Raw genomic sequence first — 12744 nt, 5'->3', positions numbered from 1 at the left:
TCCCTACCGGGAGGTTGACATGGGAAGACTTTCCACCTCGCCCCGTCGTGGCACCGTGACCGCCGTGGTGGCCGGACTGGCCGCCACGGTGCTTACCACGGCGCCGGCGTACGCCGCCTCGGCGCAGCCCCACCCCGACGACACCGGTAGCGCCGACGTGGTGTCGCTGCTCCGGGTTCCCACGCCGACGAAAGCCGAGGTCGACCGGCTCGTCGCCACCGGGGTCGACATCGCCCCGGTCGCGGGGTCGGGCTATCTGGAGGTCTACGCACACGATTCCGCCGATCGTCGACGACTCGAAGCGGCGGGTTTCGACTACGACGTCGTCATCCCCGACCTGGCGGCACACACCCGTGCGGTGCTCGCGGAGGACACCGAGAAAGCACGCACCCTGGCGGCGTCGCCGCTGCCGAGCGGTCGCAACACCTACCGCACCTACGCCGACTACGGCACCGACATGGCGGCCCTGGCGGAGGAGCGTCCCGACCTCGTCAAGCCGATCACGTTGCCGCACAAGTCGTTGCTCGGCAAGGAGGTCCGGGGCCTGGAGATCGCCCACGACGTCGCGACCGACGACGGAAGGCCCGTCTTCCTCCTCGTGGGAACCCACCACGCACGGGAGTGGCCCACGGCCGAGGTGGTCATGGAGTTCGCCATCGACCTCGTCCGGAACGACGGTGAGGACGCGCGCGTAACCGACCTGCTGGAGCGTGCCCGCATCATCGTGGTGCCGATCGTCAACGTCGACGGGTTCGACATCTCGCGCAGCTACCTGCACGAGTACAAGCGGAAGAACTGCCGACTCGTCGACGGCAGTGACGACGTGACGCCCGGCGAGTGCGCCGACGCCGACAACGGCAGCCTGGGAGTCGACCTCAACCGCAACTACGGCGGCAACTGGGGCGGGCTCGGCGCGAGTGCCAATCCCGAGAGCGGGACCTACCGGGGCGCGGCGCCGTTCTCCGAACCGGAGGTGCGCAACATCCGGGACCTGGTCTCGACCCACCAGGTGACGTCGTTGCAGAGTGTCCACAACTACGGTGGCCTGGTGCTGCGTCCGCCGCAGCAGTCCGACACCCCGCTCACCGCCGACGAGGAGTTGTACTCGCGGATCGGCGACGCCTTGGCGGAAGCCACCGGTTACCGGAGCATCCCGTCGTACCAGCTGTACGACACCAGCGGTTCCACCGGTGAGTGGAGCTACTTCACCACGGGCGGGTTCGGGTTCGAGTTCGAGCTGGAGGGCGAGAACTTCCACGTCGGCTACCAGGAGGCGGTGATCGACCAGTACCTGGGGATCGGCACGCAGGAGCACGCCGACGGTGGGGTGCGGGAGGCGTTGCTGAGGCAGTTCGAGGTGGCGGCGAACCGCGACTACCACGCCGTGTTGGAGGTGGCGGCCCCGCGGGGCGCGAAACTCACGGTGGAGAAGGCGTTCACCCAGTACACGGCGCCCGTGCAGGGGGCCAACGGCGAGGTCGGCGAGCCGATTCCGTTCCGAAGCGAGTTGACCTCGACCCTGACCGCGCCGGGCGGCACGGTCGAGTGGAGCGTCAACCCGTCGGTGCGGCCCGCCAGGGACGGCGGCACGATCACCGAGAGCTGGACGGTGCGCTGTGAGCGCGCGCGGGGCAACGCGTGGCAGGAGAAGGAGGTGACCGTCGCGCGCGGTGAGCGGGTGACGGTGGACCTGTCGCGGTGCGCGGGTGGCGCGAGGCCGTAATCGCGTACGAGAAGTGCGGACACGCGTGCACAACCTGCGGACACGCGTGCATAACCTGCGGACACGTCGGTGAGTGGGGTCTCGTTTCGTTCGCCCGTTTGGGCGGGTAGCCCGAGGGTGTACCCCTTTGGAAGGAGTGATGAGCGTGGCGGACACACTCACCGGCCGTCGAGTCGCGTTCCTGGTGGCGCCCGAGGGAACGGAGCAGGTCGAACTGACCGAGCCCTGGAAGGCGGTCGAGAACGCCGGTGGCAGGCCCGAGCTGATCTCCACGAAGTCCGGGGACGTCCAGGCGTTCAACCACCTCGACAAGGGCGACACCTTCTCGGTCGACAAGACCGTCGCCGAGGCGTCGGTGGACGACTACGACGGGCTCGTGCTTCCGGGTGGGGTCGCCAATCCCGACCTCTTGCGCACCGACGCGGACGCCGTGAGCTTCGTCCGTGAGTTCTTCACCCGGCAGAAGCCGGTCGCGGTGATCTGTCATGGGCCGTGGACGTTGATCGAGGCCGACGTCGTGCGCGGTCGCCGCCTCACGTCGTGGCCGAGCCTGCGGACGGACTTGCGCAACGCGGGCGCGGAGTGGGTCGACGAGGAGGTCGTCGTGGACAACGGCCTGGTGTCGAGCCGCAAGCCCGACGATTTGCCCGCGTTTTGCTCGAAGCTGGTGGAAGAGATCGCGGAGGGCAAGCACTCCAAGCAGACGGCGAGCGCCTGATCCTTACTCGCCCGGCGACGCGGGGCGCAGGCCGAGTTTGGCGGCCAGCGCCATCGCGTCGCCGGGCGCTTTCACCTTGATGTCGTTGTCGAAGTAGACGTAGACGTCGAGGCCCGCCGAACGCCACCGCTCGATCTTCGTGGCCCAGGCCGTGAGGGTCTCGTCGCCGTACCCGCTGGCGTAGAGCTCGACGTCGCCGTGGAGCCGGACGTAGACGAGGTCGGACGTCACGTCCTCCAGGTAGGGCCACATTCCCGCGGTGTCGGCGACGACGAGCGCGATGTCGTGAGCCCGCAGGAGTTCGGGGAACCGCGGGTCGGTGAAACTGGGGTGCCGTACTTCGAGGGCGTGGCGTAGTCGCCGGTCGGCGGACACGTCGGTGTGGGGTGGGAAGGTCACCTTGTCGTCGTGGTGACGCGCGAGCGCGGCGGCGTCGTGGGTGGTGCGGGGCAGCAGGTCGAAGAACGCGCTCAGCCGGTCGGGCTCGAAGGCCTGCCGGGGCGGCAGTTGCCAGAGGATCGGCCCGAGCTTCGCCTCCAGTGCAAGCACGCCCGAGGCGAGGAAGTTCGCGAGCGCCGTCTCCACCCCGCGCAGCCGCAGCATGTGCGTGATGAACCGGCTTCCCTTGACGGTGAACCGGAAGTCGTCCGGTGTGCGGTCCCGCCACCGCAGGTACCGTTCGGGCCGCTGAAGCGAGTAGAACGAGCCGTTGATCTCGACGGTGTTCACCCGGCGCGAGAGGTACTCCAGTTCCCGGTGCCGGGGCAGCCCACGCGGGTAGAACTCTCCCCGCCAGCCGGGATACGCCCAGCCCGACGTGCCGATGCGGATCTCGCTGTCGGGAATCGGAATGCCTCGCTCCTTCCGGGACGCTCCCCCACTACGTCACAGTGGCCGCAGCAGGTCGTCGGCGTCGACGATGCGGTAGGCGTACCCCTGTTCGGCGAGGAAACGCTGTCGGTGGGCGGCGTACTCGGTGTCGACGGTGTCGCGGGCCACGACGGAGTAGAAGTGCGCCTGCCGTCCGTCGCCCTTGGGGCGGAGCAGCCTGCCGAGCCGCTGTGCTTCCTCCTGGCGGGAACCGAAGGTGCCCGACACCTGAATGGCCACCGACGCCTCGGGCAGGTCGATGGAGAAGTTGGCGACCTTCGACACCACCAGCTTGTCGATCTCGCCTCGCCGGAAGGCGTCGAACAGCGCCTCGCGCTCCTTGTTCCTCGTCGATCCCTGCACCACGGGCGCGTTCAGCTCGGCGCCGAGTTCCTCCAGCTGGTCGAGGTAGGCGCCGATGACCAGCGTGGGCTCCCCGGCGTGTTTCTCGACGATCGAGGCGATGACGCCGGTTTTGGTGTGCGCGGTGGAGGCCAGGCGGTAGCGTTCCTCGCTCTCGGCGGTGGCGTAGGCGAGGCGTTCGGCGTCGGTGAGCGTGACTCGAACCTCGATGCACTCGGCGGGCGCGATCCAGCCCTGAGCCTCGATGTCCCGCCACGGGACGTCGTAACGCTTGGGGCCGATGAGGGAGAACACGTCACCTTCGCGGCCGTCCTCGCGCACGAGCGTCGCGGTGAGGCCGAGTCGGCGCCGGGACTGCAGGTCGGCGGTCATGCGGAACACGGGGGCGGGCAGCAGGTGCACTTCGTCGTAGATGACCAGTCCCCAGTCGCGGGAGTCGAACAGTTCCAGGTGTTTGTACTCGCCCTTGGTCTTGCGGGTGATGACCTGGTACGTGGCGATGGTGACCGGGCGGATCTCCTTCTTCTCCCCGGAGTACTCGCCGATCTCGTCCTCGGTGAGCGAGGTGCGCTCGACGAGTTCACGCTTCCACTGCCTGCCCGCGACGGTGTTGGTGACGAGGATGAGGGTCGTGGCCCGGGCCCGTGCCATGGCCGCCGCGCCGACCAACGTCTTGCCCGCTCCGCAGGGAAGCACGACGACGCCCGAGCCGCCCGACCAGAACGCCTCGGCGGCCTGCCGCTGGTAGTCGCGCAGCGCCCAGCCGTCCTCCCGAAGCGACATCGGGTGCGACTCGCCGTCGACGTAGCCGGCGAGGTCCTCGGCGGGCCAGCCCACCTTCAACAGCGCCTGCTTGAGCCGACCCCGTTCCGACGGATGCACCACCACGGTGTCGTCGTCGATGCGCGTGCCGAGCATCGGGCTGATCTTCTTGTTCCGCAGCACCTCTTCGAGCACGGCGCGGTCGGTGGTGGTCATCACGAGGCCGTGCGCGGGGTGGTTGTGGATCTGGAGCCTGCCGAACCGACCCATCGTGTCGACGACGTCGATCAGCAGGGGCTGTGGCACGGGGAACCGCGAGTACGTGGTGAGGGCGTCCACCACTTGTTCGGCGTCGTGCCCGGCGGCACGGGCGTTCCACAGCGCCAGCGGCGTGATCCGGTACGTGTGGACGTGCTCGGGGGCGCGTTCGAGCTCGGCGAACGGCGCGATCGCGATGCGGGCGTCCTCCGCGAGGTCGTGGTCGACCTCGAGCAGCACCGTCTTGTCCGACTGGACGATCAGGGGGCCATCAGTCACGCCCTCCTTTATACGTGTCCGAGGTCAGGGGAGTTCCCCTTTCGGCACCAGCGATGCCGCATCGAGGCGTTCGGAGAGCAGCCCGGCGCCCTGCATGAGGTCGGCGACACGTTGGAGGCGTTCGACATGGACCGCTTGCGGGTAGGAGCCCAGCGACACCAGCGAGGCCGTGACGTCGTCGAGGTCGGCGATCTCGGGCAGCGCCCTGCGCACGGCCCCTCTGTCGGAACCTTTCTGCTGGGTCTTCGCCAACAACTCTCGGAACAACGCGAGTGTCCGCGGATTCGCCTCGTTGAATTGCTCGGTGGTCGCGTATGCCGACATCGGAAAACTCTCCGTGGCGCCGTGAGCGCAGTCGGCTAGCACGCGCGCCCCGTGTTCCATCTGCGCGGTGGTGAGGTAGGGCTCCACCATCCATGCGGCGTCGACCTGACCCGAGCGCAATGCCTCCACCATCCCGTCGAACGGAATGACCTGGAAAGTGATCTTGTTCGGGTCGACGCCCGCCGCTTTGAGAGCGGAACGGGCCGTCAATGTCCCGAGGCCGTCGCGGGCGGGGACCGCGATTCGGGGCGCGGGCAGTTTGCCGGGATCGGTGTAGGCGGAGTCGGGAAGCGTCACGAGCGCCATCGAGCCCGTGCCCGCGACGTAGGCCTCGCCCTGGAGGCTGAGCTCCGTGCCCTCGGCGGCGGCCCGGAACAGCGTGACGTCGTCGGCGAAGACCACGTCCACCTCCTCCTTCGCCAGCATCGCCAGGGGGTCGTCGTCTTCGGTGAGTTCCGTCAGCTCCACGTCGAGGCCGCCGCGTCGGAACAGGCCCTCGGACACGCCCAGCCGAAGCGGCGCCGTCTCCACCGCGTTGCCCACGCCGACCACGAGTCGTTCCTTTTCCGGGGGAGGCGTGGTGGGTTCCTCCGATTCGGTGAACACCGAGCAGGAACCGAGTAGTAAAACGACAGCGAGGACAAAAAGCGCACGCCTGTGAGTTCGCACCGGCCGCCTCCAAGATCACAGGGTGAAATCCCGACAATGGGTGGAGCTTAAGGTGATCAACGCAATACCATGCGTCGGCAACCCTTCTCCGGCCACGGGTGTCACTTCGAATGTGGCAGGGGGCCGTTACCCTCCACTGCGATTTCGATAGCGGACCGCCCGGCTGCGGACGACCGAAGGAAGCCCAGGTGACTCCTCGCAGTGAACGTCCTGCCAAGGACGGCGCGGCGATTGGTGAACGCGCGGGAGGTCGGTGGCGGGTTCGAAATTGGCGGCTGCGCACCAAGCTGCTGGCCATGCTGCTCATCCCGTCGGTGGCGGTGCTCGTGCTCGTCGTGCTGCGAGCGACCGATGACCTCGACAGGGCGGCGAAGTTCAGCGAGAGTGCCGAGCGCATCAGGGTGGAGACCACCATCGCCGAGGTGGTGCACCACCTTCAGCGAGAACGCGATCTCACCGTGCGCTACGTGGCCGGTGGCCGGAAGGGCTCGCTCGGCGAACTCAAGGAGCAGCGTGCGAAGGTCGACTCCGCCGTCGGGGAGTTCGACCAGGCACTGGCCGGATCGAAGCACGCGCTCTCGCCCGAATCGATCTCCGCCTTCGAGCGGATCGACCACGAGCTCGACATGCTCACGGGCCTGCGGTACGCGGGGGAGAACACCGCCCTGCCGTCGGAGGCGGTCCTGCGGTCGTACAGCGAGCTGATCTCGGGCGTGCTCGGCGTGGGGGAGGTCTTCGTCTCGAACTCCGCCGACCCCGGTCTGGCCGGAACCCGCCTCGCGGCCAACGCGCTGGCGCGGGTGAAGGACCAAATGTCGGTCAGGCGGGCCGTGGTGGCCCAGGCACTGGCGCGGGGCAGTTTGTCCGAAAACACCGAACGCGCGTTGCTGTCCACGGAAGCGGAGCTGAACGCCGCGAAGGACGACTTCATGAACTTCGCGACACCGCAGCAGCAACGCATGTACACGGACACGGTGATCGGGCTCGTGGTCGATCTCGGAAACGGGATCGTCGAGTCGGTGCTGACCCGAGCGGAGAACGGCGGGACCCTCGACGGGCTGTCGGCCGACGAGTGGGATCGTGCCTCCACCTACACCGTGAACCTGGTCAAGGACGTCCAGGAAGCGCTGCTGGTGGAGTTGCAGGAACGCTCCGACCAGCTCGCGGCCGACGCGCGTCGTTCGGCGGGCACCGACGCCGGTGTGGTGCTGGGTGCGCTGTTGGTCGCGGCGATCCTCGCGGTGGTGATCACGCGGTCGCTGCTGCGGCCGTTGAAGGCACTGCGCAGCAGCGCGCTCGACGTCGCCGAGAACAGGCTGCCCGCGGTGGTGGACGACATCCTCACCGAGGAACACCCGACCCCCGAACACACCTACACTCGCGCCGTGGAGCCCGTGCCCGTCCACACGCGCGACGAGCTGGGCGAGGTCGCAAGGGCGTTCGACGCCGTTCACGGCGAGGCGGTGAGGCTCGCCGGGGAACAGGCCATGCTGCGGGAGAACGTCAACTCGATGTTCGTCAACCTCTCCCGGCGCAGCCAGGACCTCGTGGAGCGCCAGCTCGCCGTACTCGACCGCATGGAGGAACACGAGCAGGACCCGGAGATCCTCGGCGGACTGTACGAACTCGACCACCTGGCCACGCGGATGCGCCGCAACAGCGAGAACCTGCTCGTGCTGGCCGGGGAGGACGCGGGACGGCCGTTGCCGGGATCGGTGCCAGCCTCGGAGATCATCGGTGCCGCGCTGTCCGAGGTGGAGCACTACCAGCGTATTTCCGTGGAGACTCCGCCGATGTTGTCGGTGCGCGGAGAGGCGGCCGCCGACCTCATCCACGTGATCGCGGAGTTGTTCGAGAACGCCACGGCCTACTCGCCGGAGCACGAGCAGGTGTCGGTGGTCAGTTCGGTGACGCGGGACAAGCAGTGGCGCATCGAGATCATCGACCGCGGCGCGGGCATGCCCGAGACGGAGATCAGACGGGCGAACGCGCGCCTGGCCGACCCGCCCAGGGTGGACGTCGAGGTGTCGCGCCGGATGGGGCTCTACGTCGTGGGCAGGCTCGCGGGACGGCACAACATCGAGGTGAGCCTGTCCGCGGGCGAGCTGCGTGGGCTCACGGCGACCGTGCTGGTGCCCGCCGAGCTGGTGGAACCCGACACCCCCGAGGCCATCGAGCTGCCCTTGCCGACGACGTCCGCCGCGGTACGGGCGCCCGATCTTGCTCCTTCGGTGGACGAGGAAGAGCCGATCGAGACGGACGAGCCGGTCGCCGGTGTGCCGCCGTTGTCGGCCGAATGGCCCGACGACGTTCCGTTCCCGGACGAGTTCGCCGAGGTCGAGCCCGAACCGACACCACGCCGGACGACGGTGGAGCTGGGCGCGCAACCGGCGTGGCCCACACAGGACGATGACGACGTTCCGCCTCCCGTGGCGCCGGACGACGTCCCGGCTTCCTTCGCGCCGGAAGAGGAGGACGACGTTCCGGCCGCCTTCGCGCTGGAGGAGGAGGTCCCCACCGACCGGCTGCCGGCCTATCAGGCCGTGCTGTCCAGGTGGTTTCCCGAGCAGGGAGACGTTCCGAGGGCCGAGGACGTCCGGTGGCCGAGCGAGTCGGCGGACCCGGAACCCGGCCCGGACTTCGAGGGCGACTCCGAACCGACCGAACCCACGCCAGTGGTACCCGGAACGATCGCCTCGGCACTGTCCGAAGACGACACCGTGCCGAAGCCGCACCCGCCCCGACGCGGTCTCGTCGATCGCCGTGGGGAACGCCCGCCCCCCGTCAATCGTTCGCCCGAGGCGGTCAGGGCGCGTATGACGAGCTTGCAGCGCGGGGTGCAGCGGGGCCGTCACACGCGCGGGGACTGACCCGACAACCGAAAGGCCCTCACGGCATCGCCCCGGAGGGGAGCGCCGTGAGGGCCTTCGGCCGTCGTCGCGGACCGGTTAACTTCCGCCGACCTCGGCGGGGGTCTTGGCCCCGCTCTGCAGCAGCCTCGCCACCTCCGCGCGCAGCGACACGAACTCGGCGGACTCCCGAGTCGTGATCTGGTCGCGTTCGGCGGGGAGGTCCACCGTCAGGTCGGCCACGATCGTGGCGGGCGACTTCGACAGCACGAGCACCCGGTCACCGAGGTAGACGCTCTCGTCGATGTCGTGGGTGACCAGCAGGATGGTGCTGCCGTGAGCCGACTGCACCTTTCGCAGCAGGTCCTCCAGCTCGAAGCGGGTCTGCGCGTCCACCGAGGCGAACGGCTCGTCCATCAGCAGCAGGGCGGGCCTGCGCGCCAGGGCCCTGGCGATCGACACCCGCTGCTGCATACCACCGGAGAGCTGCCACGGGTACTTGTTGGCCACGTTGGGGAGGTTCACCCACTCCAGGGCCTCCTGGGCCCGTTCCCGGCGTTCGTCCTTGCCGATGCCGTGCCAACGCAGGGGGAACTCCACGTTCTGCCGCACCGTCAGCCACGGGAACAGCGACCGGCTGTAGTCCTGGAACACCACGGCCAGGTCCTTCGGGACACCGTCCACGCGGTCCCCGTGCAGCGACACCTCACCGCCGGACGGCTTGATCAGCCCCGAGATGCAGCGCAGCATCGTCGACTTGCCACATCCGGACGGCCCCACGATGCACGCGAGTTGCCCGGTCTCCACGGTGAAGGTGAGGTCGTTCACCGCGAGGTGCGCGTTCTCCCCACCGCCGTAGCGGTGGTAGAGACCGGACACCTCCAGCATTGTTGCCATGTCACACTCCAGTTGTCTTGGCGTCCGCGGCGCCCCGCGTGGGCTGCCAGGACAACACCCGGCGTTCCACGGCGAGCAACAATGCGTTGAGCCCGTAACCCAGTACCCCGAGCAGCACGATCCACGTCCACATCGTCGGGAACTCGTAGCTCTGCTGCGCGAAGATCAGCTGGAACCCGATCCCGTTGGTGACACCGACCATTTCGGAGATCACCATGAGGATCAGCGCGAGCGACAGGCTCAGTCGCATTCCCGCGAAGATCTTCGGCATGGCCGCGGGCAGCACGACCATCGTGACCCAGTAGCGGCGCGGTGTGCGGAACGCCCTGGCCGTCTCCTGCTGCAACGGATTCACCGAGCGGACTCCGTCGACGGTGTTCAGAATGATGGGCCAGATCGAGCCGAAGACGATCGTCACGACCTTCATGGTGTTGTCGATGCCGAACAACACCAGGAACACCGGGATCAACGCGGGCGGCGGCACCGCGCGCATGAACGACAGCAGCGGACCGATGTAGTCCATCGCCGTCTGCGAGCGGCCCAGCGCCGTGCCCAACGCGACACCGAGCACCACCGCGATCGCCCAGCTTCCGAAGACCCTGCCCAGGCTGGGCAACACGTCGTCGAACACGGTGTCGGCGAGGAAGAGGTGGGAGGCGGGGCCGGAGAACCAGACGTCGACCGCTTGGGCCAGGATCTCCGTGGGTCTTGGGAAGAACGCGCTCTCCGCGGCCAGCGTGGCCAGCTCCCACAGCACGACGAGGCCGATGGCGAGCGACCACTTCAGCAGGAAATTCCTGGCGACACCAGCGGTCTTGGCCATGCCACCTGCGGTGTCCTGCGGGGCACCCGCACCCGGTCGGTGGTCATGAGCGACCCCGTGATTCTCGCTCATGCCACCTCCGCCGTGGTCGCCTTGTGCCATTTGAACAGCTTTCCGCTCAGCTTCTCCAGGCCTTCGTTGGCGAGGTAGCCGATGAGCCCGGCCACCACGGTGCCCGCGAGCACGATGTCCGTTCTGCCCGCACCGTAGGCGGCTTCCAGGATGACGCTTCCTATGCCGACGTTCGATCCCGCGATGAACTCCGTGCTGACGATGACGATCAGCCCCACCGAGGCCGAGATCCGAATGCCGGTGAACACGAACGGGGCCGCGTGCGGCAACGCCACCGAGGCCAGGATGCCCGCCTTGGGCACACCGCACGAACGCGCGGTGTCGATGAGCAGCGGATCGATCTCGTCGAAGGCGTAGATGGTGTTGTAGAGGATCGGCCACAACGCGGCGTACACCGCGAGGGTGATCTTCGCTTCCGGGCCCCCACCGATCGACACCAGCACGAGCGGGATCAGGGCCACCGAGGGGATCGGCCGCAGGAACTCCACCACCGCGCGGGTGGCGAGCCGCACCCGCGGGAAGTTCCCGAGGACGAGTCCCAACGGAATGCCGATCGCCGCGGCGATGCCCAGTGCTATCAACCACGCCAGGACCGTGGCGATGATGTCCCGCAGGAAGGCTTCCTGCCCCAACAGGTCCACGATCCTGGTCAGCACGACCGTCGCCGGGGGGACGTCTTCTTCCTGAACCAAGCCGAGCCTGACCACCAGTTCCCACAGGCCGAGGAAGGCGATCAGGCCGACGAGGTTGCGTACGAGAGGTTTCACGTCAGGTGGCGCTCGGTTGGACGATCATCGGTGCGATGTCGAGCTTCTCGTCCAGCAGCCCGAATTCCACCATCAGGTCGGGAACCCGCTGGAGGCGGGAAGCGTCCAGAGAGGCGTGGAAGTTGGGCAGTTTCACCAGGGACGCGGTGGTGGCGTCGATGCCCGCGGTCTCCTGAATGACCGGCTCGATGACCGCGCGGTCCTGGGCGTCCTCGGTGGCGCGTTCCATCGCCCGCTGGAAGGCGGCGACCGTCTTGGGGTTCTTCTCGACGAAGTCGGCGAGTGCTCCGTACCCGGCGAGCGGGAAGTCCTTCGTCGGACCGGTGGCCACGTCCGCGATCGGGGTGACGCCGTACTCCTCGGCGCCCATCGTGAGGAACGGCTCGATGACCAGGCCCGCGTCCACCTGGCCCTTCGCGACGGCCGAGGGGATGTCGGGGAACGACATCTGGACGAATTCGACGCTCCGGTAATCGAGGCCGTTCGTCTTCATCGCCGACATCACCATGGTGTCGGAGATGGTCTTGAGCGCCGACACCGCGATCTTCTTGCCTTCGAGGTCGTCGATCGACTTCACGTCGCCGCCCTTCTTCGCGACGAGCACGAAGGTGTCCGGCGCCGCGGAGACCGCGTCGGAGATGATCTTAAGGTCGGCGCCGCTGCCCTTGTGGGCGAGCAGGAATGGCACGTAACTGGACTGCACGATGTCGGCGTCGCCGCCGATCATCTTCTGAGTCGCGGCCTGGCCACTGGCCACCTGTTCGATCTTGACGTTGAGTCCTTCGTCCTCGAAGTACCCTTCGTTCTTCGCGATGTACAGCGGAGCGACGTCGATGGAGGGCAGATGGGCGACCGTGATGGTGGACTTCTCCACGGAGCCGTTACCGCCCTGCGACTCCGCTGTGTCCTCTTCCCCGCTCAGCAGCCCACAGCCGCTGACGGAAGCGAGAAGGCCCGCAGTCACCACCGCTGTGGCCAGACGGTGTGGTCTGGACTTCTTTCTCGTCGTGGTGCCGTGTCGAAGCAAAGCCACTCCTCAGTGAGGTTCATACCCAGTTTGGTGATCCGCTGACTGAGCGCGATGCCCTCCCGCTCGCTCAGTGAGCCACGGTTACTGTAGAGATTTACTGCGCCACTCACAATGCGTACCGGCGTGCAATCTATGGGTGGTTATGGTCCACTCGTTCGGGCGGATCATCGTGTGGTCTAATTAACTCTGGGTTTAGTCTTGCGACGCAGATGTGGCTCTCTGAAGGGCAAACGCTCAGTGAAGTCCAAGGCGGATCATCTCGGGAGGCTTACGTCTCTGGAGTGGCTTCGCTACATTCTGTGTCTCAACTGGGGGTTACGGAGCACCGAAGTAGTGACAG

General features: G+C 67.6%; 10 protein-coding genes. 3 read left to right on the top strand and 7 right to left on the bottom strand.

Translation table 11 applies throughout. From position 1 onward, the window contains the following. The first annotated feature begins 19 nt into the window (after nucleotides 1-19). Both SACGLDRAFT_RS18460 and SACGLDRAFT_RS18455 read left to right on the top strand, forming a co-directional pair. A complete protein-coding gene (locus SACGLDRAFT_RS18460; protein WP_005466468.1) occupies nucleotides 20-1723 on the top strand; it encodes a M14 family zinc carboxypeptidase in 1704 nt (567 codons plus the stop codon). A gap of 139 nt (nucleotides 1724-1862) precedes the next feature. Continuing rightward, entirely contained in the window at nucleotides 1863-2441 is a 579-nt protein-coding gene (locus tag SACGLDRAFT_RS18455) for a type 1 glutamine amidotransferase domain-containing protein (protein ID WP_040919285.1), read from the top strand. 3 nt (nucleotides 2442-2444) lie between these two features. Here the strand turns inward: SACGLDRAFT_RS18455 and SACGLDRAFT_RS18450 are convergent, their stop codons facing one another. Genes SACGLDRAFT_RS18450 through SACGLDRAFT_RS18440 form a run of 3 tightly spaced genes read right to left on the bottom strand, consistent with a single transcriptional unit; the run spans nucleotide 2445 to nucleotide 5966 of the window. Continuing rightward, nucleotides 2445-3293, bottom strand: a complete 849-nt coding sequence (locus tag SACGLDRAFT_RS18450; RefSeq protein ID WP_005466466.1) for a DUF72 domain-containing protein — start codon at nucleotides 3291-3293, stop codon at nucleotides 2445-2447. A 33-nt stretch (nucleotides 3294-3326) separates the two neighbouring features. Continuing rightward, on the bottom strand, nucleotides 3327-4973 hold the full coding sequence (locus tag SACGLDRAFT_RS18445) for a DNA repair helicase XPB (RefSeq protein ID WP_005466465.1): 1647 nt from the start codon (nucleotides 4971-4973) through the stop codon (nucleotides 3327-3329). A gap of 24 nt (nucleotides 4974-4997) precedes the next feature. Beyond that, nucleotides 4998-5966 (bottom strand): ABC transporter substrate-binding protein, encoded by a 969-nt coding sequence (locus SACGLDRAFT_RS18440; RefSeq protein WP_005466464.1) that lies wholly within the window; start codon nucleotides 5964-5966, stop codon nucleotides 4998-5000. A gap of 188 nt (nucleotides 5967-6154) precedes the next feature. Here SACGLDRAFT_RS18440 and SACGLDRAFT_RS18435 point away from each other — a divergent pair, with 188 nt between their 5' ends. Continuing rightward, nucleotides 6155-8836 carry a sensor histidine kinase gene (locus tag SACGLDRAFT_RS18435; RefSeq protein ID WP_005466463.1) on the top strand — a complete coding sequence of 894 codons (2682 nt, stop codon included), beginning with the start codon at nucleotides 6155-6157 and terminating at the stop codon, nucleotides 8834-8836. Between the two features lie 78 nt (nucleotides 8837-8914). Here the strand turns inward: SACGLDRAFT_RS18435 and SACGLDRAFT_RS18430 are convergent, their stop codons facing one another. The 4 genes from SACGLDRAFT_RS18430 to SACGLDRAFT_RS18415 form a co-directional block, all read right to left on the bottom strand. Further along, entirely contained in the window at nucleotides 8915-9712 is a 798-nt protein-coding gene (locus SACGLDRAFT_RS18430; protein ID WP_005466462.1) for an ABC transporter ATP-binding protein, read from the bottom strand. Between the two features lies 1 nt (nucleotide 9713). Next, entirely contained in the window at nucleotides 9714-10535 is an 822-nt protein-coding gene (locus SACGLDRAFT_RS18425; RefSeq protein WP_040919281.1) for an ABC transporter permease, read from the bottom strand. A gap of 68 nt (nucleotides 10536-10603) precedes the next feature. Beyond that, nucleotides 10604-11374 (bottom strand): ABC transporter permease, encoded by a 771-nt coding sequence (locus SACGLDRAFT_RS18420; RefSeq protein WP_005466459.1) that lies wholly within the window; start codon nucleotides 11372-11374, stop codon nucleotides 10604-10606. Nucleotide 11375: 1 nt separating this feature from the next. After that, entirely contained in the window at nucleotides 11376-12401 is a 1026-nt protein-coding gene (locus tag SACGLDRAFT_RS18415; protein WP_005466458.1) for an ABC transporter substrate-binding protein, read from the bottom strand. Nucleotides 12402-12744: the final 343 nt, after the last annotated feature.

The organism is Saccharomonospora glauca K62 (assembly GCF_000243395.2).
Taxonomy (GTDB): Bacteria; Actinomycetota; Actinomycetes; order Mycobacteriales; family Pseudonocardiaceae; genus Saccharomonospora; species Saccharomonospora glauca.
This window is presented reverse-complemented; position numbering and strand designations above follow the sequence as displayed.